Here is a 19796-nt window from a genome sequence, read left to right on the forward strand (position 1 = left end):
GAACCGCAGCGCCAGACCTGAGCTGACGACGGGGCCGCAGGGCCGCACCGGCCCTGCCCTGCTCCTACGGGAGCGGGCCTTCGACGCATCGGGTGCCCTGTCGTGGCAACACCCCCTGGTCGAGCCCCAGTTCCCTGGCGAGCACCTGATCCGTCCACTCCACCATGGCGGTTCGCGTGAGCGATCCGGCGTAGGAGGTCACCTGCACGGCCAGGCCGTCCAGCAGCGCGGTCAGCCGCCAGGCAGCCGACTCGGGGTCCGCACAGGAGAACTCGCCCGATGCGGCGCCCTCGGCGATGACTGCCGTCAGTTCAGCCTTCCACTGCTGGTCGAGGTCACGGGCCACGTCGCGCAGAGCGGGGTCGCGCAGGGCGGCCGCCCAGCCTTCGATCCAGAGACGCCACCCCTTCGCCTGTCCGGTCGGGGCGTACCACCGGATCGCCGCGCGCAACCGGCGGGCCGCCGACGTGCGGCTTCGGAGCAGCCTGCGCAGGTGCGCGAGGTCGCCCCGGGCGGCGTAGGCGAAGGCGGCCGCGACGAGCTTCTCCTTCGTGGAGAAGTGGTAGAGCACCAGGGCGCTGCTCACCCCCAGGGAGGAGGCCACGTCGGCGATCCGCACCGCGGCCACACCGCGCGCCTCGATTTGCTCCACGGCAGCCCTCAGGAGTTCCTCCTGCCGCTCCGCCACGCTCAACCGCACTCTTGCCACGCGGACAGCCTATTGTGTCGCCGGGGACGACGGCGACGAGTTCCGTTCCCAGCAGGGGTGCGGGCCGAGGTCGTTGCCCGGAGTGCTGGGCGCAGCTCAGTCGGGGCGCGTCCCGTGCGGTGCCGCCCACGACGGAACGGCACCACGCTGGACTCGACAGAGAAGACGCCGGTCAGCCGGCGGCGGAGGATTCCGCCGCTCGTGCGTTGCCACCGGTCGGTACGTCGCAGTGGTCCTTGAACCCCTGGCTGGTGAGTCCGAGACCGGAGTTCATGCGGGACCGCAGGTTCTCCACCGCCACCATTGCCGTCAGTTCGACGAACGCGGGTTCGCCGAGCTCTGCGACCAGCCGCTGGGCCAACTCGTCGGTGACCTCCGGCGGATTGGCCGTCATGGCCTCCGCATAGGCCATCACGTCGCGCTCGAGCGGAGTGTAGGCGTCGCTGTCGCGCCATGACGGCACGTCGTGGATCTTGCGGATGTCCATGCCTCGGCGCTGGTTCTCCCAGTGGCCGAAGTCCATGCACCAACTGCAGCCGATCGAAACGGCCGTGGCCATCACCGCCAGCGCTTTGAGATCGGCGTCCAGCAGGTTCCACTTGGCCACCGCCAGCTCGAAACGAAGGTCCGAGCGGAGCACCCTCGGGTTGTGCCCCAGGGCCCTGGCAGGATCCAGGACCCTTCCGTACGTCCGCTTCGAGTACCACTCGGTGGCGCGGTAGAAGAGCGTGCGGGGCGGAGTGAGGGAGATGCGGGCCATGGAGGGCTCCTTCGTCGTCGGGGCGCGTCCTTACACGGGTACGACGGACACACCGCTCCGGATGTGACATCCCCTCTTGCCGTCCCGGCACCTCCGAGGGGCGGGCTTCAGGCCGAGGTGCCGGCAACGCGGGTGCTGTGCCCACGCGCGGCGGGCACGCCGCCGGACTGTCGGACTGCACCGGCGCGACGCCGGTCAGTGGCACCGGGCCCGCACCGACCGTCGAGACCCCGGCCGCCGGCTGGTGCATCCTGCCGCGCGAGGTGGGTGGGCCGCGGAGCGGTGTCCGCAGGAACGCCTCGATCGGATGAGAGCGGACGGGCGCGGTGGAGTGCGGTGGGCGGGTGGACCCCCGCCACTGCATCCCGCGGAGCCCCGCAGATAATGGAACGACCCGAGGACCCCAGGAGGTGCCGTGACAGGCGCTGCTTCATCGCATCCGCTGCGCTCCAGGCTGCGCACCCTGCGGCCCGCCGCCTTCGGGGCCGACCCCTCCGGGGAGCGGATGGAGCGGATCCGCCGCTCCCCGAACTTCGCCGACGGCGAGTTCCAGAACCCCCTGGGGGCCAGGACCAGGCCGTCGGGGTCCACTCTGGAGTTCGCGAAGGCCTACTTCCACAAGGAGGCGCGCCGGCGGCGCTCGCCGGCCGCGGCGGTCCCGGTCCACACCACCACGCTCGCCGACCTCGCCACGGCCCCGTCCTCCGGGCTTCGCCTCACTTGGATGGGGCATTCGAGCGTACTGGCCGAGATCGACGGTAGGCGGGTGCTCTTCGACCCGGTGTGGGGCCGGCGCTGCTCGCCCTTCGCGTTCGTCGGACCCAAGCGCCTCCACCCCGTGCCGGTGCCGCTCGCGGCGCTCGGCCCGGTCGACGTGGTCGTGATCTCCCACGACCACTACGACCACCTGGACCTGCCCACGATCCGTGCACTGGCCTCGACGGACAGCGTCTTCGTCGTGCCGCTGGGCGTGGGGGCCCACCTGGAGCGCTGGGGTGTCTCCGAGGGCCGCCTGCGCGAGCTGGACTGGAACGAGTCGACGCAGGTGGACGGGCTCCGTCTGACGGCGACCCCGGCCCGTCACTTCTGCGGACGGGGCCTGCGGAATCGGCAGCAGACCCTCTGGGCGTCCTGGGCGGTCGAGGGACCCTCGGGGCACCGGGTCTACCACAGCGGCGACACCGGCTACTTCCCGGGATTCCAGGAGATCGGTGCGGAGCACGGCCCCTTCGACGCGACCATGATCCAGATCGGTGCCTACAGCGAGTACTGGCCCGACATCCACATGACGCCGGCCGAGGGCATGGACGCCCACGTGGACCTTCAGGGCGGCCACCCGTCCGGCGTCATGCTGCCGATCCACTGGGCCACCTTCAACCTCGCGCTCCACCCCTGGGAGGAGCCCGGCGAAGGCACCGTCACGGCGGCCGCCGCGGCGGGTGCGCGGATCGCGCTGCCCCGACCCGGGGAGCCGTTCGAGCCCACGGCCGAGAAGGTCCCGGACACGCCGTGGTGGCGGACGGTCGTCCGTGCGCCCGCAACCGTTGTGTCGGCCGGGGACGCCGGTACGGCGAGGGGCGACGGCGCGGCCGGCGCGCCCGCCACGGATGCGGGCGCGCCGGAAGCGGCCCCGACCCCGTAGGCGACACAGGCGGGCACCCTTGGACACCGCCCCGTGCCAGGGTGGGGCCCGTTTCCGACGGACTCAGTGAGGACGGCGATGGGAAAGATCGTCTTGGCCGTGTCGGTGTCCCTCGACGGCTACTTCGAGGGACCGGACCGAGAGCTCGACTGGCACCTGGTCGACGACGAGCTCCACCGGCACTTCAACGAGCAGCTCGCGGGGATGAGCGCGTTCCTGAGCGGCCGGGTCACCCACGAGCTGATGGCCGGGTACTGGCCGACCGCCGACACCGCCCCGGGGTGCAGCGCGCCCGTGGCGGAGTTCGCCGGCATCTGGCGGGACATGCCGAAGTACGTGTACTCGAGGACCTTGGAGCGGGCCGACTGGAACACCACCGTCGTACGGGACGTGGTGGTGGAGGACGTCCTGGCGCTCAAGGCGCAGTCCGGCGGCGACATGGCGCTCGGGGGAGGGGACCTGGCGGCGTCCTTCATCGCGCACGACCTCGTCGACGCGTACCGACTGTACGTCCACCCGGTGCTGCTCGGGCGCGGTAGGCGCCCGTTCCGGGCCGGTGGCCCGCCCCGCGCGCTGCGGCTCGCCGGTACCCGGACGTTCGGCAACGGGGTCGTTCTCCTCCACTACGTGCGCCCGGACGCCGCCGCGCCCGCATGACGTCGTGCCCGGCGTGGGCAGCCGCGGGGCTGTACGGGGCTCAGGCGGCACCGAGCTCCGCGTTCGCCCGGGCCAGGACGGTGGTCAGGACCCGGGCCGTCGTCGCCTTGTCCTCGTCCGGTATGCCGCCGTACAGACGCGCCGTGATGTCGGCTGTCCTCGCTGCGATACGGCTTGCCAGGGCCGTGCCGGTCCCGGTGAGCCGCAGCGTGGCCGGTGCCTCGGGCGCGGTCTCGACGAGCGCGGCGTCGAGGAGCTCGGCCACGGTCGCGGCGGCTGCCGCCCCGTCGATCTTCAGCCCTCCGGTCAGGCGGTCCACGAGCTGCTCGCGGGTCGTGGTGTTCCCGCCCGTCCTGAGGGCGTTGATCGCCACCGTCTGCGGGAACGTCGTGCCCGTTTCGGCCAGCGCCCGCTCCAGGACGGCGCGCGTGGCGTAGTGCGCCATCCCGATGGTCTGGCCGGTGAGTTCGGGGTTCGTGGGCATGGTCACTCCGTAAGTGTGTCGGTGGGGTGTGCGGTGCCGGGGCCCGGGGTGTCCTGGTTCCGGGTGTCCAGGGGGACGTCGAGCAAGGCCGTGAGTTCGCGGGCGAAGGATTCGGTGCCCGCTCCGTGGAGTCCGCCGAGCGGTTTCAGCAGCCGGTCCATGAGTTCCTGCACGACGAGCACGGCCCGTCCGGTGACCGCGCGTCCCTCGGCGGTCAGGGACAGTCGGACCGCGCGGCTGTCGGCGGGATCCGCGGCCCGCTCGACGAGCCCCCCGGTGGCCAGCGCCCGCGCCAGCTTCGAGACGTAGAGAGGTTCGAGTCCGGTGTGGTCGGCCATCTGGCGCTGGCTGGGGCGTCGGCCCGCGTTCTCCACGCCGTGCAAGGCCGCCAGGAGGGAGTACTGGGCGTGGGTCAGGCCCAACGGTGCGAGCGCCCGGTCGACGGCCACCCGCCACTTCATCGACAGTCGCCAGACCAGAAACCCGGGCGTCGGCCCCTCGGATACTGCGTTCATGCGATAAGAGTACATGGCTACTATGTCCATGGCTACTAAATTCACATCGTGACGTACTCGGACACAACTCCCGTCGGTCAACTCGGGATTTTCGGCCGACCGTGCGAGAGCTCATACCAGAGCGGGATGCTCCATGGGGAACTTTGTCAACTGCCCATCGCACCTGAACGATTGACGACTACCGTGTGTGGCCGGTGATCAACGGTGGGCTCATCGCACCGTGGCGCCGCCGCACACCGATCGGTACACCGAATCCTGGGCCACGTACCAAGGACACTGATGTCGCAATTACGCGCACCCGTCCCCCGGCAGGACCGCCGCGAGGGCGGGAGGCACGGCCGGTCAGGCGCTCGCTCCCACTCGGCCGCGGGCACGCCGCAGTCCACGCCGTCATCCCCCAGCGCCCGCATACGCCCCCACCTGCTGCGCACCGCTGTCGTTCCCGTCGTCGTCGCGACGTTCAGCGGTGCCGCGGCGGTGCTCTTCACGATCCGCTCCGCCCATGTGCAGCCGTCGCCCGCGCTGTGGGTGGCGCTCGCCGGCTGTGCCGTCCTCGGGGCCACCGCCGTGGCGGTGGCCGCGCTGGGGGCCGACCGCGCCGCCAGATCAGTCCTCGACCGCTGCCATTCCCTGCGCCGCACCAGCGCCCGCGGCCAGGCGGAACTCCGTTCCGTCGTGGAGGGGCTACGACGGGGCGAACGCCCGGCACTCCGCGGGGCGCCGCCCGCGACCACGCCGGACGGCGATGAATTCGGCCTGCTCGCCCAGGAGATGGAGCGGTCCTACGAGGGCGCGGTGGCCGCGGTCGTCCAGGCGTCCCGGCTCTCCAGCAGCGTCGGCAACGAGCAGAAGGTGGAGGTCTTCGTCAATCTCGCCCGGCGGTTGCAGTCGCTCGTGCACCGCGAGATCCAGCTGCTCGACGAGTTGGAGAACGAGGTCGAGGACCCGGAACTACTCAAGGGGCTCTTCCACGTCGACCACCTGGCCACCCGGATCCGCCGGCACGCCGAGAACCTCGCGGTCCTCGGCGGCGCGATCTCCCGGCGGCAGTGGTCCAACCCGGTCACCATGACCGAGGTGCTGCGGTCGTCGATCGCCGAGGTGGAGCAGTACCCCCGGGTCAAACTGGTGCCGCCCATCGACGGGACGCTCCACGGGCACGCCGTGGCGGACGTCATCCACCTGCTGGCCGAACTGGTCGAGAACGCCACGCTGTTCTCGGCCCCGGACACCCAGGTGCTGCTGCGCGCCTCGCACGTCACGGCCGGCTTGGCGGTGGAGGTCGAGGACCGGGGGCTCGGCATGCCGGTCGCCGAACAGAACAAGATGAACGCCCTGCTCGGCGACCCGGACCAGGTCAACGTCGCCCACCTGCTGCAGGACGGGCGCATCGGACTCTTCGTGGTCTCGGCACTCGCCCGTCGGCACGGCATCGCGGTCCGCCTGCAGTCCAACATCTACGGGGGCATCCAAGCCGTCCTCGTACTGCCGCAGGGCCTGCTCGGCGGCGGCGCGGGTGCCACCGGGCCGACGGAGCGCCCCATCGTCGAAGGACACACCGACGATCCGTCGACGGCTCCCGCCGGCGCAGCGGGTCCGAAACACGCCGCACCCCGACCCGCGGCCCATCCCGTCGTCGACACACCGCACTCCGGCACTCCGCGCACGCTCACCTACGCGGCGAGCGTGCCGGTCACCCCGCCCCGGCAGCAGCAGCCCGAAGTGGAAGCCCTGTCCGGGCGGCTCCCGGTGCGTCGCAGTCACCCCGAACGGCCGCCCCACCCCGACCCGTCGGGCGCGTACGCCACGGGGGACCAACCCGCCATCGGACCGACGCCACCTCCCGGCGCCCGGAACCCCCCCGCCGGCGGTGCGTCGTCCGGGGCGGAGGCCCGGACGGCTCCGGGTGGCATCGGCCGTCCGCAGCTGCCGAAACGGCGGGCGCAGGAGCACCTGATGCCCCAACTGCGCACTGCCCCGGCGCCCCGCAAGCCTGCCGAGGAGCAGGCCCTGCACGACCCCGGCCTCATGGCGGCCTTCCAGCGGGGCATCGGTCTCGCCGAGTCCCAGGCACCGGGCGGCGCCTCCCCTGCCCAACCGTCCCACGACCCCCTCGAACCGCACCAACAGGACGACACGTACAAGGAGTAGATGCACCATGGCGAGCGATGTGCCGACCGGCCATTCCTCGGATCTCGACTGGCTGCTGAGCGGCTTGGTCCAGCGGGTGCCGTACACCCGGAACGCGGTTCTGCTCTCTTCCGACGGCCTGGTGAAATCCGTCCACGGACTCGACACCGACAGCGCCGATCACCTGGCCGCCTTGGCTTCCGGGCTCTACTCGCTCGGCCGCAGCGCGGGCACCCGGTTCGGCGAGGGCGGGGAAGTGCGCCAGGTCGTGGTGGAGCTCGACACCAGCCTGCTGTTCGTCTCGACCGCCGGTTCGGGCACGTGCCTCGCCGTGCTGGCCGGGCGCGAGGCGGATGCGGCGGTTCTCGGCTACGAGATGGCGATGCTCGTCAAGAGCGTCCGGCCGTACCTGGTCACACCCGCCAGACAGTCCGCGGGGGCGCCGGGCGCCACGGGGGTCTGACGTGCCGGCCCCCAAGGACGGGCCCTGGATCGATGACGCGGCCGGCCGTCTCATCCGCCCCTACACGGTGAGCGGCGGCCGCACCCGTCCGTCGGCCGCCCTCGACCTGCTCTCCTTGGTGATGGCCACCGGCACGGTTCCGCAGGGGGCGCTCGCGCCGGAGCACACCGTGGCCCTCGGCCTCTGCGACGGTCCCACGTCCGTGGCGGAAATCGCGGCCCACTTGGGGCTACCGGCGGTCGTCACCAAGGTGCTCCTCTCCGATCTCGTGGACTGCGGGGCGGTCACCGCGCGGGCACCCCGCTTCCAAGAACCTCACACCGACCGTTCCCTGCTGGAGGCAGTGCTCGATGGCCTACGACGACGGCTCTGAACACCGGCCCCCGATCGTCCCCGGAGCCACCGACGGACCGGCAGGCAGCCCCGAACCCTTCCCCACCGCCCTCAAGATCCTCGTCGCGGGCGGATTCGGGGTGGGCAAGACGACCTTCGTGGGAGCGGCCAGCGAGATCGAGCCGCTGAGCACCGAGGAACTGCTGACCACGGTCAGCGTCGCCACGGACAGCTTGGTGGGGGTGGAGTCCAAGACGACCACCACCGTGGCCATGGACTTCGGAAGGATCACCCTCGACGACCGCCACGTGCTGTACCTCTTCGGCACGCCGGGCCAGGAGCGCTTCTGGTTCATGTGGGACGAGCTCTCCGAGGGAGCGCTAGGAGCGGTGGTCCTCGCTGATACGCGTCGTTTGGAGGACTGTTTCTCTGCCGTGGACTTCTTCGAACGGCGCGGCATCGGATTCCTGGTCGCCGTCAACGAGTTCGACGGTGCGTACCGCTACGAACCGGACGAGGTACGGACCGCGGTCGACCTGAAGCCGGACGTTCCCGTCGTGCTCTGCGACGCACGGAACGCAAGCTCCGGGATCCAGACCCTCGTCACCCTCGTCCAGTACCTGCTCACCACCACCACGGCACCGGGAGCGGCGCCGAGCTACGGAGCCCGTCATGACCTATGACCCGACCGGCCACCTACTGCTGACCCCCGTCGATAGGGAGGCTCCCGCGCGGGTCCAGCGGCTTCGCCAGTTGGGGCTGGGAGATCGCCCCGATCCGGCCTTCGACGCGTTCGCCCACAAGCTCGCGAGCGTCACCGGAGCGCCCTACTCGATGGTCAACTTCATCGATGAGCGGCGGCAGTTCTTCGCGGGTCTGCACACCCCCGCGGGCACCCAGGCGGGCCGCGACCCGGGTGCGGCGACCGCCGCGGCGGTTGGCGACGTCAGCCGGTTCATGGCGCGTGATCACGGCTACTGCCCGCATGTGGTGGTCCGGCGCAAGGCGCTCGTGCTGGAGGACGTCTGCGACTATCCGCGGTTCGCCGGCAACCCCGTCGTCGACGAGATCGGCATCCGCTCCTATCTGGGGGCTCCGCTGATCGACCGCACGGGAATCGCCCTGGGCACCATCTGCGTGGTGGACACCGAGCCGCGTCCTTGGGGGCGGCCGGGCCTGGAAACCATCAAGTCCCTCGCGGCGGAACTGGTCGGCCAGATCCACCGCCGTGAGGACGCGAGTCCGTGACCTGCGCTCGGTGGTGACGTCCCCGGGGAGCGACCGTCGCTCCCCGGGGACGTGGTGCGTGCCCGTGACGTGGCATGGGCATCAGACGAGGGCCTCCGCCCGCGTCGCGTCGGCCAGCCGCTCCGACCACTGGCCCTGTGCCGTCCCCAGGGCCACTTCGGCGAGCCGCAGCAACTGGACGTCGGACGTGCCCGCGGGCGCGCAGATGTGGTGTGCGTCGCGGAGGTACCGCTCGATGGGGCGGTCCGTGAAGAGCCCGGCCGCCGCGTGGACCTCCATGGCGTTCCGCGCCGAGTCGAGGGTGGATTCGACGTTGACCAGCTTCGCGTTCATCAGCTCGGCGTCACAGGCGAGTCCCTCGTCGAGCAGGTGCACCGAGTGGTACGCCGCGAGCCTGGCCGTCATCAGCCGGGACTGGATCTGCCCCAACTTCATTTTCACCGACGGGAGTTCGTGAAGGGGTTTGCCGTAGCGGTGACGGTCGACGCAGAAGCGCGTGGTCTCCTCCAGGATCGCCTGGTGGAGCCCGAGTGACACGGCCGTGAGGTTGGCGCGTCCGTAGAGGACGCTCGACGAGTAGGCGACGGCGAGTCCGTCGCCCTCCTGCCCCAGACGGTTGCCGCGGGGCACACGGCAGTCCTCGAAGGACAGCTCGCCGAACCCGAAGCCATGCAGGCCCATCGTGGGCTTCTGCTCGCCCGTGCTGAGGCCCCGTCGGTCCGACTCGACGAGGAAGGCGGTGAGACCACGGGAACCAGGCCCGGTTCTCACCACCACACCGTGCAGATCACCGACATGACTATTGCCGACATATACTTTTCGGCCATTGAGGACGTAGTCATCTCCGTCCCGCACGGCGGTGGCGCTCATCCCCAGCACGTGGCTGCCCGACTCGGGCTCCGTGACCGCGATCGTGGGTAGGCATTCCCCTGCGGCGATGACCGGGAGCCAGGTCTTCTTCTGCTCGTCGCTACCGAAGTGGACAATCTTGGCCGCGCCCAGTTGCGAGGCCTGGACCATGGCACCCATGGCGCCGCTGACGCGCGACAGCTCCTCGATGATGATGGTCTTGGCGAGGTGACCGACCCCCATGCCGCCGTGGGCCTTGCTGATCGTGGCACCCAGCCAGCCCTGCCGGGCGATCGTCCTGGACAGTTCGTGGTGGACCGTGCGCGCGGCCTCCATGGCGGCTATTCGCGGGCGGATCTCGCACTCCGCGAAGTCCCGTACCCGGTCTCGGAGCTGATGGTGAAGTCGACTGGCGAAGTACCCGTCCATCGCGAGCCCTCCTCTGCGAAACGCCTGCTCGGGCGGGTGTTCGAGCAGGTGGTGCATCGGCATGGTCCCGTCCCGTACGGGCCGACCACCTCATGGTGTTGATCGCCTATGAGCCGGACAACATCGTCGTCAAGTTTGGCTGAAATACGGTTCATTGACGTTTGATTGGAATTCTGACCTCCGTGGTAGCGGCCCGTACGGTCCTATCCGTAGGGCATTCCCTCACGGCCACTTCCTGCCACGTGTCGTCGGCAAAGGTTTCGTGGGCATGTGGCACTGAGGGACACGGACCTGCGCCCGATGTGCGCGAGTACGGTGGCGAGCCTGCACAAGGGCGGTCGACACCAGCACGGAAGCCGGCGGACCCCGTTTCTGGAGCACCGGCGTACGGATGCGACGCCGGGCGCGCGCCCCTGCGCCGGGCGCCCGTAGCTCTTCCCAGGCATGGCCCTCCTCGCCGTGGCCGAACGGACCGCCGCCGCGGCGGGCGGGATGCTCCTGGCGCTCGGCACGAGCCCCGTAGCCCGGCGGACCGGCCGCTCCAAGCGCCTGCCGTCGGGTTGAGACCCCTGCCCAGGGCCGCGGCGTACGGGTGGGGCCGAGGGCAGGGGGTGTGACCGGCGGCAACCGGGGGAGGCGGAGAAGAGGACCCGACGGCGGGTCCGTACGCCCAGGCGCTGCGCCTGGCGTGCACGCACGGAGTGCGTACGGTCGCCCGGTGGGCGGCGGGCACCCCGAGAACGGGCGTACCCCGGACGAAGGAGGCCGGACCGCATGACCGCGACCTTGTACCGCCCCGGACAACTCCACGCCGCCGACGGCGTGCAGATCGCCACGTACAGCTGGCTGCCCGAGAGCGGCCGGCCGCGAGCCCTGGTGCAGATCGCCCACGGGGCTGCCGAACATGCACTGCGGTACGACCGGTTCGCCCGGTACCTGGTGGCCCAGGGGTACGGGGCGATCGCCTCCGACCACCGAGGGCATGGTGCGACGGCGCAGGCTACCGGGGGCTTCGGAGTGGCGGAGACCCCGGCAGCCGCGCCGGACGCGGACTACGACAGTTGGCGTGCGATCGTCGAGGACCTGCGCGCCGTCGGCGACCAGGCGCGGCTCCTGCACCCGGGTGTTCCCGTGGTGCTGCTGGGGCACAGCCTCGGTGCCATGCTCGGCCGCCACTACGCCCAGGAGTACGCCGACGACCTCAACGGACTGGTCCTGTTCGGAGCCTTCCGCACCCTGCCCGGCGCCCGGCAGGAAGAGGCCCTCGCCCGTCTGGAGCGGGAGGTGGCCGAGAACGGCCGCGACGCGCCCTCCTCGTACCTCCCCGACCTCTTCGCCTCCTTCAACGACCCGTATCCGCACCGTACCGGCTTCGAATGGCTCTCCCGCGACGAGGGCGAGGTGGATGCGTACGCCGTGGACGAGCGGTGCGGGTTCGCCCTCAGCGCCGGGCTCGCCCTGGATTGGGTGCGGGCCGTGGACCGGATCAACGAGCCGGATCGTGCGGACCGCACTCCCGCCGACCTGCCGGTTCACGTCGCCGTGGGTACCGAGGACCCGTGCCACCAGGGGCTGTCGCTCGTGTACGAGCTCCTGGAGGAGTTCCGCCGTGCCGGAACGGAGGACCTGAGCTGGAAGAGGTACCAGGGGGCCCGGCACGAGATCCTCAACGAGACGAACCGGGAAGAGGTGCAGGAGGACCTGGTGTCCTGGCTCGACAAGCACGTGTGACGCTCCCCGCGTCACCCTGCTACTCCGCGTCACCCTGCTAGTCCGGGCCGCCCCGCCCTCCGGTCGGTCGGCGAGCACGGACGTCGGGCTCCGTCGGCACCGCCACGGTTCGCCCTTCCCCACCGACGCGCCGACGTAAGCGCGGGTGCGTCCTTCCGGTCGGGGAGTGGCGGCGCTCGCCCGGGACCTGCCGCGTCCGGGCCGGGGCTCCCCGAGGGGGCCCTTCTCCTCGCCCGATGACGACGACGGCCCGGCGAGTGGGCTGGCGCCGGGTGGACGGCCGCGCGCGGCTGATCGGCTCCCCGCCGGGCGGCGTCCCCCACTGCGCCCGGCCGGGGCGGCGGAAGCGCGGGGGTGCCGGTGGAGTGAAGTACGTCACGCGCAGTAGTGCCCGGCCGATGCCGGGTGCCTGCGGGGCGAGCACTCCGAGTGGATCTTTTGTGCGGCTTCGTTCCCTCTGTGACGCCCGGTGCGGAGCCACGGACCCCCGCCGGGCATCCGGTTCCCGTGCACCGTCACGGAGCCCCTCGCGTCGCTCCCACCTCAGCAATCCCTGTCGTCCCGGTGGCTCGGGAGGGCTCCGTAAGCGTTCCGAAAACCCCCTCTGTCAAGGGCAGTTGACGGAGAGTCACTGTGCCACGGAGAGGCGATTTACGCGAGGTGTTCACCACACTTCCCGTGTTCGAGGACGGGAACCCGCACGGTTCCCCCGTCCGTCTACCCGGTGGGTCGGATCCGTTGTGACGGCGTTCACGGTCGACCCGGTCCGATGTAACGGAACGTAGTGAGTTCCCTACATCCACGGCACGTACTGTTACGTGTGCACAGACAGACGACGAAGGAGACTCATGCGACCGTTCGTACTGAACTACGTACTTCCGGCCGAGAGTCCAGTGGTCACGATCTCATACACCTACGACTCCGCCCTCCAGTTGAACGTGCTGCCGGATGGGCGGCCCGCCATCGACGACAGTGCACTGATCCTGGCCACCGGGACCACCACGTCCACGGCCGGTTCCAAGACGCACTTCGACGACTGACCGAGCCGGCGCACCGATGACTGTGCTGATCCTTACGTGTCGGCAGGACGTCACCGCGGACATGGTGGTCGCGAAACTGCATGACCGGGGCGTCCCCCTCGTGCGTCTGGACCCCGCAGACGTGCCGGGTGAGGCGGCGCTCTCGGCCGAGTACGTCCGCGGTGACTTCTACGGGCACCTCTCGACCGACGGCCGCCTGGTGAGCATGGGCGCTCTGCGCTCCATATGGGTGCGCAGGCCGGGTGAACCCGCTGCTCACGCTCCCGAGCCCTCCGAATGGCTGACCGCCGAGACTGAGCAGGCCCTCTACGGGATGCTCTATTCCGCCAACGTACGGTGGATGAACCATCCCTGTGTGTCCGCGCAGGCCCGCTGCAAACCTTGGCAGCTGGGGCTGGCGCACCGGAGCGGGTTCGCCGTGCCACCCACGGTGATCACCACCTTTCCCCGAGTCGCCCGTCAGTTCGCCCTCCAGTACCAGGACATCGTGGTGAAGGCCGCCTCCGGTCCGCCGAGCGGGGACCCGCCCGTCGCGCTGCCCACGACCCGCATCGGACCCGACACCGACTTCTCCGGCGTTTCCGCCGGTCCCACGCTCCTGCAGCAGTACGTACCGAAGAAGGCCGACATCAGGCTGACCGCGGTCGGGGGACGACTGTTCGCCGCCCGGAAGGCCGCCGTTTCGGGACAGGTGGACGGCCGCTACGGGGACACGGGTCAGCCCTGGGAGCCGGTGGACGTACCCGACCGCATCGCCCGGGCCGTGCGGGACTACACGAGTCTCGCCGGACTCGCCTACGCGGCCTTCGACTTCGCCGAGGACGACGAGAACGTCTGGTGGTTCCTGGAGTGCAACCAGGGGGGCCAGTTCGGGTTCATCGAACTCGAGACCGGGCAGCCCATCGCGGAGGCGGTTGCCGCGTGGCTCGCCCCGTCGGTGCGGGAGACCACCTGATCGGGCGGCTCCGGGAACTCGGCTCTGCCGGCGCCGCCCGTCGTCCGCCCGCAGCGCGTTCAACGCCGCAGGAAGGCGCCGATCCGCTCCCGCAGGCCGGCCCGGTCCAGACCGTGCGCCACCAGGTGGTCCTCGATCCGCCCGTACCGGCGCAGCTCCTTCCTCCCCACGCCCACGCCGAGGACGCGGTGCGGCACGTCGGCGAGCGCGTCGTTGGCCTCCGCAGTCGAGGTGCCGGCCAGGTACGGCTCGACGATCACGACGTCGGCCGGCCCGGCGCCCGTCGCCCGGCGCAGCGCGGGCCCGTCGAAAGGCCGCACCGTCGTCGCGTACAGCACGGCCACGTCCATGCCCTCGGTCGCCGCGAGGACGTCGTCCAGCATCGGTCCAACGGCGATCACTACTCCGGCGTTGCCTTCTCGCACGGTCAGGAAGCCGGCTCCGGCCACGTTCCGGCTCCGGCTGTTGGACTGGACCGACAGCCGTACGTACACCCGATCGTCCCCCGCTCCGACTGCCTCCCGCAGGAGGGTCTCCGCCTCGTCCGGATGCCCCGGCACGTGGACCGTCCAGTCGTCGAGGGTGTCGAGCAATGCCACGTCGCCCGGTGCCATGTGCGTGAAGCCGCCCGCGGGCCAGTCGTACGATGCACCGGCGCTCACCAGCACCCCACCCGTCCCCTGGTGTCCGAAGTCCAGCTTGACCTGCTCGAACGGCCGCTCCACCAGGAAGCTGGCGAAGGTGTGGACGATCGGTCGCAGTCCCGTCAGCGCGAGGCCGCCGCCGACGCCGATCATCAGCTGCTCCCGGATGCCGACGTTGATCACCCGGTCGGGATGCGCCTGCTCGGCCCGCTGGAAGCCGTCCCTGCTGATCTCGGCGAGGACGAGCGCGAGCCGCGGGTCCTCGTCGAGCAGTCGTGTCGTGGTCGCGATGAATCGATCACGCATCGTGTCCATCGGTGGTGTCCCCTCGTCCGTGTCTGCTCGTGCGGGTGTGCTCGTGCGGGTGTGCGTCAGGCGTTCTTGGACTCGACCCGGGCCACGACCGCCAGCGGACGCCCGGGGTGGGGCGTGGTGAAGGCCGTGTACATCGCCTCGTGATCGCGCCCGTCCACGGTCCGTGCGGACCAGCCGGCGGCTTCGAACCGCGAGGCGATGCCGCCCGGCCACCCGTGGCTGGCGGACGCGTTGTCGATCACGAGGGTGTGCAGCTGCTCGAGCCCGGTGGGCCCGGCGTAGGCGAGGGCCTCGTGGTTGCTGCCCTCGTCCAGCTCCGCGTCCCCTATCAGCACCCACACCCGGGGCCCCGCGAGCCCCTGGGCCCGTAGCCCGAGCGCCGTCCCGACGGCCAGCGGCAGTCCGTGCCCGAGCGACCCGCTCCCGATCTCGACGCCCGGTACGAGCACCCGGTCCGGGTGGTGTCCGAGCGGCGAACCGTAGCCGCCGAAGTCGGCGAGCAACGCCTCGTCGAAGAACCCCTTCGCCGCCAGGATGGCGTAGTACGCCATGGGGCCGTGCCCCTTGGACAGCAGGAACCTGTCCCGGTCCGGTGCGTCCGCGGTCCCCGGGGCAACCCGCAGCACCCGGTCGTAGAGGACCCAGAGCGCGTCCAGGGTCGAGGTGGCGGCCGGACCGTGCTTCTCGTCGCCCGTCATCAGGCCCATGAGGCGGTCGAGGTCCGGGTAGCCGTACGCGGAGCCGTGTCCTGAGGCAAGAGCGTGGGCTCGGGCGTGGTCGTGTGCCGTGGTGGGACTCGTGCTCGTCATGGAACCCACCGTGCAACGTCAACCGCGCTTGAGGTCAACGGGCAATCGGTTCGTGACCACCCAGGGAAGTGCGGTATGGTTCTCGTGCGCGTTCGGCCGGGGGAAACCCCAGGTCAGCGGGCATCGGGACGTGGCGCAGCTTGGTAGCGCACTTGACTGGGGGTCAAGGGGTCGCAGGTTCAAATCCTGTCGTCCCGACGGAAGCTCTGCTTCGTCGTTGCAGGTCAAAGGGCTCTTCCTCACCATGTGAGGCGGAGCCCTTGATCGTTTTCCGGGGGCACGCGCCACACGTGGTCACACGCGCCTGACGATCACGCGGGCTCAGGATGCGGGCAGACGTCCGAGCGGCAAGGGGTGACGAGCGTCGTGTACGACACAAGGCGCCGCCGGACCTCGGCGGGCGGGATCAGGGCTGTCCCGTACGGCGGCGCAGGGTCCGGAAGGCGGCCAGCGCGAACAGCGCCGCCATCGCGGCCACGAGGGCGCTCTCGGCGAGTTGGTAGGGCCAGTAGTCGCCTGCCTCGAGGGAGTTGACCAGGAAGGAGTCCGTCGGCAGCAGGTCGTAGAACTGGAGGCCGAACACGCCACCCCCGTGCATGCCTTCCACCTTCGATCGGGCCGGGACGTCGAGCAGCAGAGCGGCGCGCGAGCGGACCAGAACGGCGACCACCAGCCAGGTCAGGACGGGCGCGGCGATGAAGGCCGGCCACATGCGGCGCAGGGCGGTGCCGGTCAGCGCGCCGGCTGCGACGCCGAGCAGCACATAGGCCACGGTGACCGGGCCGATCGTGAAGTACGCGGTCTGCCGGTCGATGCCGTAGGTGAGCAGGTCGAGGTCGAGGGCGTGCACGACGGTGAAGCGGTACAGCACCGCCAGGGGCAGCAGGAGGGCGGTGAAGAGCACCGCCAGGCCCGTCCAGCGTGCGGCGAACCACCGCCGTGCGGAGACCGTCTGCGCGAGGGTGAGAGCGAACCGACGCGTTCCCCACTCCCCGCCGGTCAGCAGACCGGTGATCGCCGCGGCGCAGAGGGCCGGCATGAACGCTATGCGTTCCCCGTCCGCGAGCAGCTTCGCGGTCATGCTGTGCGCGTCGTGCGTATAGCGCCCGAAGTGGTACGCGTGGTCGCCCACTTGCTCGCGCAGGCCCACGGCGTCCGCCCATTCCTGGTAGTGCTGCACCAGCAGGGCACCGAAGGCCAGGGCGGTCAGGAAGAGGACGAGTGCGAGGGGTGCCAGCTGCCGCACGACGATCCGTGCGAGCGGCCGGTGCTCACCGGTCGAGTGGGGCTTCGGCGAGGTCGTGGTGTCGGGGGAGGTGCTCATGAGCTGAATTCCTTGACGTGCCGCGCGGAGGAGGGGGCGAGGTCGGGGAGTCCCGGGGCGTTGAGGCCGGCGAGGACCAGCTCCTCCAGGGATGGGCTGCGGACCTCCCAGTCGTCGGGGGTCGGGGAGGTGGTACGGATGAGGGCGCTGGTGCCGCGTCCCACGGGGCGGGACTCGAGGACCGTGTGGCCGGCGAGCCGTTCGGCGCCGCCGGGGAAGGTGACCACGGCGTGGTCGGCGAGGAGTCCTTCGACGTCGCCGCACAGGCGGGGGCGGCCCTGGTCGAGCACCAGGAGGTGGTCACAGACGTCGGACAACTCGGAGATGATGTGCGAGGACATGATCACCGTGCTGCCGGTGTCGGCGACATGGGCCATGAGCAGGCCCATCACCTCCTGACGGGAAACCACGTCCAGGTCCGCCATCGGCTCGTCCAGTAGCAGCAGGTCGGCCCGCTTGCCGAGGGCGAGAGCCAGGGCGACCCGGGTGCGTTGGCCGCCGGACAAGTCGCCTATCCGCTCGCGCCGGTGGAAGCGCGGCAGGTCAGCGGCTCGCTCGGCCAGCTCCGCGTCCCAGTTGCCTTGGTTGGCCCGTGCGCCGTAGCGGAGCGTCTCGGCCACGGTGAGCCGCGGGAAGAGCGGGCGGTCCTGGGCGAGGTAGGCGACCCTCGGATGACCGGTCCTGGGGGGTTCCCCCAAGATCTCGAGAGCCCCGGCGGTGGGTCTCTCCATACCGGCCGCCATCTCCATCAGCGTGGACTTTCCGGCGCCGTTGGTCCCGACCAGGGCGCAGACCGCGCCTGCCGGGATGCTGAAGGTGCAGTCGTCGAGGGCGGCCGGGCCCCTGCGCCGGTACCTCTTGGTGGCGCCCTGAGCGGCGAGGGCCGCCTCAGGGCTACTGGTGCTGGGTGGCATCGCTTTCCTTCGGTGAGTAGAGGTCGTCGAGTGCGGCGGTGAACAGCGCGACCAGGTCGTCGCGTTCGAGTCCGGCGGCGCGGGCGCGGGTGGCTACGTCGGCGAGTTCGGCTCGCCACGGCGAATCCGCCGAGGAGCTGCCGAGCGTGCCCACCACGAACGTCCCGTGCCTGCGTCGGGTCTCGACCAGGCCCTGGTGTTCGAGCTCGCGGTACGCCTTGAGTACGGTGTTGGGATTGAGCGCCGTCTCCTCCACCACCGCGCGAGCGGTGGGCAGGCGGTCGCCCGGCCCCAGCAGACCCAGGCGAAGGGCTTGCTGGACCTGGTGGACGATCTGGAGGTAGCTGGCGACCCCGCTCCGCCGGTCGATACGGAAGGAGAACACCACTGCCGACCCCCATTGCATCAATGAACTAGTGGAATGATGCATTGGCGTCCCGGTCGCGTCAAGCGCCGCCCCCCGGGGCTTCGTGGCGGACCCTCGTGGCGGGCCCCTTTCCCGGGTGCCGCGTACGCCGGGTTCATCCCTGGCGGGTGTGTCGGGTGCGGCCGACGTGCTACCGCACCGTTCCTCGGCCCGGGTCGGCCCGGTGCTTTCGCCCGTCCCCGCGACGCACGGCGCGGCCCGGTCTCCGATCCGTACGGGCCGACACGGCATCGGGCACCCTCCGGATGACCGGACGGCCCTGTACGGGGCGCCGCCACACCCGGCGGCGTGGCCGGGTCAGCTGCCCACGGTGCCGGCCGCGATGCGCCGGCCGCGGGTGGCGTCGACGACGATCGGGATGCCGTCCGGGATCTGCCCCTTGAGGGCCGCCAGCAGCGTGTCGATCGGCGGGAGGTCCGCCGGGGAGCGGACGTGTACGTAGATCGTCCGGGACTGCGCCTCCACGCTGGTGACGTAGGCGCCCCGCTGGGGCGCGAGCCAGGCGTCGGCCGCGCTCTCGACCCGGCCCGTCCACGTGTTGAGCAGCAGGGTGAGCGCGGTGTTGGCCGCGAGCGGGAGGGACACCGCGGTGAGCAGCAGCCCGAGCATGATGTGCGCCCGGCGGGTGGGACGTACGGTCCGGTCGTGATCGCCCGCGCCGTACGCGAGCGCGGCGAACACCACCATGCCCGCGAACACCAGGGCGAGGAGGTTGGAGAGGAACAGCACCAGTGCTCCGAGCGCGAGCCATCCGGCGCGCTGCCCCAGGCACACCCCCACGACGACCAGGGGCGGGACGAGCGAGATGGCGATCGCGACGCCAGGCAGCACGGCGGCGACGTCCTTGCGCGCGAGCGCCACGGAGCCGGCGAAGCCCGTCGCCAGGGCCGAGAGCAGGGCGAGGAGGCCCGGCGACGTGCGCGAGGTGACCTCGCTGTTGGACAGCAGGTCGTAGTTGCCGGGCAGGACCAGGGAGAAGGCCCCGCCGACGACGATCACCAGCAGGGCGCCGATGAGGACGTATCTGACGGCCCCGGTGCGGCGGCGTTGGAGGGTGCCCAGCGCGATGCCCATGATCGGGGTCGACATCGGCGCGATGATCATCGCGCCGATCACCGTGGCCGTCGAGTTCGTGAGCACCCCGCAGGCGGCGATCACCGACGACAGTGTGAGCATCGTCCAGAACGCGGATTGCTTTGCCCGCGTGTCTCCCGATGACAGGTCGAGGTCGTGTGCCAAGTCATCCAGAGAGCGGCGTTGGTTGTCGGGCAGGACGCGCTGGCGGACTCCGTTGAACATGAAGCGAGTATTGGCCCGGCGGTCGAGGCTGTCCGGCAGGACACGACGACGGTTTTCCCGGCCGGCGCCGTCGGCGGGCACGCGCCGCGCCGGCCGATGCATCCGACGGTGGTCACGAC

21 protein-coding genes and 1 tRNA gene are annotated in these 19796 nt (G+C 70.9%); 11 read left to right on the plus strand and 11 right to left on the minus strand.

Annotated features, from left to right (window positions below; all coding sequences use genetic code 11):
• Window positions 1-64 precede the first annotated feature (64 nt).
• The gene (locus tag ACFXOM_RS20415; protein ID WP_384930558.1) at window positions 65-709 is read right to left on the minus strand and encodes a TetR/AcrR family transcriptional regulator; all 645 of its coding nucleotides are present in this window, start codon (window positions 707-709) and stop codon (window positions 65-67) included.
• Between the two features lie 172 nt (window positions 710-881).
• Window positions 882-1469, minus strand: a complete 588-nt coding sequence (locus tag ACFXOM_RS20420; protein WP_384930555.1) for a carboxymuconolactone decarboxylase family protein — start codon at window positions 1467-1469, stop codon at window positions 882-884.
• A 415-nt stretch (window positions 1470-1884) separates the two neighbouring features.
• Between ACFXOM_RS20420 and ACFXOM_RS20425 the strand changes: the two genes are divergently transcribed.
• Window positions 1885-3111, plus strand: a complete 1227-nt coding sequence (locus ACFXOM_RS20425) for an MBL fold metallo-hydrolase (RefSeq protein ID WP_384930552.1) — start codon at window positions 1885-1887, stop codon at window positions 3109-3111.
• Between the two features lie 78 nt (window positions 3112-3189).
• A complete protein-coding gene (locus ACFXOM_RS20430; protein ID WP_384930549.1) occupies window positions 3190-3768 on the plus strand; it encodes a dihydrofolate reductase family protein in 579 nt (192 codons plus the stop codon).
• A gap of 40 nt (window positions 3769-3808) precedes the next feature.
• Here ACFXOM_RS20430 and ACFXOM_RS20435 read toward each other — a convergent pair whose 3' ends face one another.
• Together ACFXOM_RS20435 and ACFXOM_RS20440 are read right to left on the minus strand one after the other, a co-directional pair.
• Window positions 3809-4252: a hypothetical protein gene (locus ACFXOM_RS20435; protein ID WP_384947982.1), complete on the minus strand. Its 444-nt coding sequence runs from the start codon at window positions 4250-4252 to the stop codon at window positions 3809-3811.
• Between the two features lie 2 nt (window positions 4253-4254).
• Complete coding sequence (locus ACFXOM_RS20440; RefSeq protein ID WP_384947984.1) at window positions 4255-4767, minus strand: MarR family winged helix-turn-helix transcriptional regulator; 513 nt, start codon at window positions 4765-4767, stop codon at window positions 4255-4257.
• Between the two features lie 279 nt (window positions 4768-5046).
• Here ACFXOM_RS20440 and ACFXOM_RS20445 point away from each other — a divergent pair, with 279 nt between their 5' ends.
• From ACFXOM_RS20445 to ACFXOM_RS20465, 5 genes are read left to right on the plus strand one after another with little or no spacing between them, the layout of a single operon-like run.
• Complete coding sequence (locus ACFXOM_RS20445; protein WP_384947986.1) at window positions 5047-6918, plus strand: ATP-binding protein; 1872 nt, start codon at window positions 5047-5049, stop codon at window positions 6916-6918.
• 7 nt (window positions 6919-6925) lie between these two features.
• Window positions 6926-7360 carry a roadblock/LC7 domain-containing protein gene (locus ACFXOM_RS20450; protein WP_384930538.1) on the plus strand — a complete coding sequence of 145 codons (435 nt, stop codon included), beginning with the start codon at window positions 6926-6928 and terminating at the stop codon, window positions 7358-7360.
• Between the two features lies 1 nt (window position 7361).
• Entirely contained in the window at window positions 7362-7733 is a 372-nt protein-coding gene (locus ACFXOM_RS20455) for a DUF742 domain-containing protein (RefSeq protein WP_384930536.1), read from the plus strand.
• Window positions 7711-8376, plus strand: a complete 666-nt coding sequence (locus ACFXOM_RS20460; RefSeq protein WP_384930533.1) for an ATP/GTP-binding protein — start codon at window positions 7711-7713, stop codon at window positions 8374-8376. The genes ACFXOM_RS20455 and ACFXOM_RS20460 overlap by 23 nt, the downstream gene beginning before the upstream one ends.
• Complete coding sequence (locus tag ACFXOM_RS20465; protein WP_384930530.1) at window positions 8366-8941, plus strand: GAF domain-containing protein; 576 nt, start codon at window positions 8366-8368, stop codon at window positions 8939-8941. Before ACFXOM_RS20460 ends, ACFXOM_RS20465 begins: the two co-directional genes overlap by 11 nt.
• Window positions 8942-9022: 81 nt before the next feature.
• Here ACFXOM_RS20465 and ACFXOM_RS20470 read toward each other — a convergent pair whose 3' ends face one another.
• Window positions 9023-10219 (minus strand): acyl-CoA dehydrogenase family protein, encoded by a 1197-nt coding sequence (locus tag ACFXOM_RS20470; protein WP_384948020.1) that lies wholly within the window; start codon window positions 10217-10219, stop codon window positions 9023-9025.
• A 774-nt stretch (window positions 10220-10993) separates the two neighbouring features.
• Between ACFXOM_RS20470 and ACFXOM_RS20475 the strand changes: the two genes are divergently transcribed.
• The 3 genes from ACFXOM_RS20475 (at window position 10994) to tgmB (ending at window position 13945) form a co-directional block, all read left to right on the plus strand.
• Entirely contained in the window at window positions 10994-11950 is a 957-nt protein-coding gene (locus tag ACFXOM_RS20475) for an alpha/beta fold hydrolase (RefSeq protein WP_384930527.1), read from the plus strand.
• Between the two features lie 848 nt (window positions 11951-12798).
• Window positions 12799-12990 (plus strand): putative ATP-grasp-modified RiPP, encoded by a 192-nt coding sequence (gene tgmA, locus ACFXOM_RS20480; RefSeq protein WP_384930524.1) that lies wholly within the window; start codon window positions 12799-12801, stop codon window positions 12988-12990.
• Between the two features lie 16 nt (window positions 12991-13006).
• Entirely contained in the window at window positions 13007-13945 is a 939-nt protein-coding gene (gene tgmB, locus ACFXOM_RS20485) for an ATP-grasp ribosomal peptide maturase (RefSeq protein WP_384930521.1), read from the plus strand.
• Window positions 13946-14004: 59 nt separating this feature from the next.
• Here the strand turns inward: tgmB and ACFXOM_RS20490 are convergent, their stop codons facing one another.
• On the minus strand, window positions 14005-14904 hold the full coding sequence (locus ACFXOM_RS20490) for a transketolase family protein (protein ID WP_385038653.1): 900 nt from the start codon (window positions 14902-14904) through the stop codon (window positions 14005-14007).
• Window positions 14905-14960: 56 nt separating this feature from the next.
• Window positions 14961-15713, minus strand: a complete 753-nt coding sequence (locus ACFXOM_RS20495) for a transketolase (RefSeq protein WP_384930516.1) — start codon at window positions 15711-15713, stop codon at window positions 14961-14963.
• Window positions 15714-15837: 124 nt separating this feature from the next.
• Here ACFXOM_RS20495 and ACFXOM_RS20500 point away from each other — a divergent pair.
• A tRNA-Pro gene (locus ACFXOM_RS20500) sits at window positions 15838-15911 on the plus strand.
• Between the two features lie 208 nt (window positions 15912-16119).
• On the opposite strand, the gene ACFXOM_RS20505 is transcribed toward ACFXOM_RS20500, so the two are convergent.
• The 4 genes from ACFXOM_RS20505 to ACFXOM_RS20520 form a co-directional block, all read right to left on the minus strand.
• Window positions 16120-17037 carry a hypothetical protein gene (locus ACFXOM_RS20505; protein WP_385038655.1) on the minus strand — a complete coding sequence of 306 codons (918 nt, stop codon included), beginning with the start codon at window positions 17035-17037 and terminating at the stop codon, window positions 16120-16122.
• Window positions 17034-17951 carry an ABC transporter ATP-binding protein gene (locus ACFXOM_RS20510; RefSeq protein ID WP_385038658.1) on the minus strand — a complete coding sequence of 306 codons (918 nt, stop codon included), beginning with the start codon at window positions 17949-17951 and terminating at the stop codon, window positions 17034-17036. Before ACFXOM_RS20510 ends, ACFXOM_RS20505 begins: the two co-directional genes overlap by 4 nt.
• Window positions 17932-18336, minus strand: coding sequence for a GntR family transcriptional regulator (locus ACFXOM_RS20515; protein ID WP_385038719.1), 405 nt, complete (start codon window positions 18334-18336; stop codon window positions 17932-17934). Before ACFXOM_RS20515 ends, ACFXOM_RS20510 begins: the two co-directional genes overlap by 20 nt.
• A gap of 339 nt (window positions 18337-18675) precedes the next feature.
• Window positions 18676-19677: a DUF389 domain-containing protein gene (locus ACFXOM_RS20520; RefSeq protein WP_384930507.1), complete on the minus strand. Its 1002-nt coding sequence runs from the start codon at window positions 19675-19677 to the stop codon at window positions 18676-18678.
• Window positions 19678-19796 lie beyond the last annotated feature (119 nt).

The sequence above is a fragment of the Streptomyces sp. NPDC059169 genome (assembly GCF_042755225.1).
Lineage (GTDB): Bacteria > Actinomycetota > Actinomycetes > Streptomycetales > Streptomycetaceae > Streptomyces.

Bases quoted from the DNA above. Each gene is read 5' to 3' on its own strand.
- ACFXOM_RS20445 (WP_384947986.1), top strand. From the start codon at position 5,047: ATGTCGCAATTACGCGCACCCGTCCCCCGGCAGGACCGCCGCGAGGGC.
- ACFXOM_RS20420 (WP_384930555.1), bottom strand. From the start codon at position 1,469: ATGGCCCGCATCTCCCTCACTCCGCCCCGCACGCTCTTCTACCGCGCC.
- ACFXOM_RS20505 (WP_385038655.1), bottom strand. From the start codon at position 17,037: ATGAGCACCTCCCCCGACACCACGACCTCGCCGAAGCCCCACTCGACC.
- tgmA (WP_384930524.1), top strand. From the start codon at position 12,799: ATGCGACCGTTCGTACTGAACTACGTACTTCCGGCCGAGAGTCCAGTG.
- tgmB (WP_384930521.1), top strand. From the start codon at position 13,007: ATGACTGTGCTGATCCTTACGTGTCGGCAGGACGTCACCGCGGACATG.
- ACFXOM_RS20440 (WP_384947984.1), bottom strand. From the start codon at position 4,767: ATGAACGCAGTATCCGAGGGGCCGACGCCCGGGTTTCTGGTCTGGCGA.
- ACFXOM_RS20460 (WP_384930533.1), top strand. From the start codon at position 7,711: ATGGCCTACGACGACGGCTCTGAACACCGGCCCCCGATCGTCCCCGGA.
- ACFXOM_RS20430 (WP_384930549.1), top strand. From the start codon at position 3,190: ATGGGAAAGATCGTCTTGGCCGTGTCGGTGTCCCTCGACGGCTACTTC.
- ACFXOM_RS20470 (WP_384948020.1), bottom strand. From the start codon at position 10,219: ATGGACGGGTACTTCGCCAGTCGACTTCACCATCAGCTCCGAGACCGG.
- ACFXOM_RS20435 (WP_384947982.1), bottom strand. From the start codon at position 4,252: ATGCCCACGAACCCCGAACTCACCGGCCAGACCATCGGGATGGCGCAC.
- ACFXOM_RS20450 (WP_384930538.1), top strand. From the start codon at position 6,926: ATGGCGAGCGATGTGCCGACCGGCCATTCCTCGGATCTCGACTGGCTG.
- ACFXOM_RS20475 (WP_384930527.1), top strand. From the start codon at position 10,994: ATGACCGCGACCTTGTACCGCCCCGGACAACTCCACGCCGCCGACGGC.
- ACFXOM_RS20520 (WP_384930507.1), bottom strand. From the start codon at position 19,677: ATGTTCAACGGAGTCCGCCAGCGCGTCCTGCCCGACAACCAACGCCGC.
- ACFXOM_RS20465 (WP_384930530.1), top strand. From the start codon at position 8,366: ATGACCTATGACCCGACCGGCCACCTACTGCTGACCCCCGTCGATAGG.
- ACFXOM_RS20510 (WP_385038658.1), bottom strand. From the start codon at position 17,951: ATGCCACCCAGCACCAGTAGCCCTGAGGCGGCCCTCGCCGCTCAGGGC.
- ACFXOM_RS20495 (WP_384930516.1), bottom strand. From the start codon at position 15,713: ATGACGAGCACGAGTCCCACCACGGCACACGACCACGCCCGAGCCCAC.
- ACFXOM_RS20490 (WP_385038653.1), bottom strand. From the start codon at position 14,904: ATGGACACGATGCGTGATCGATTCATCGCGACCACGACACGACTGCTC.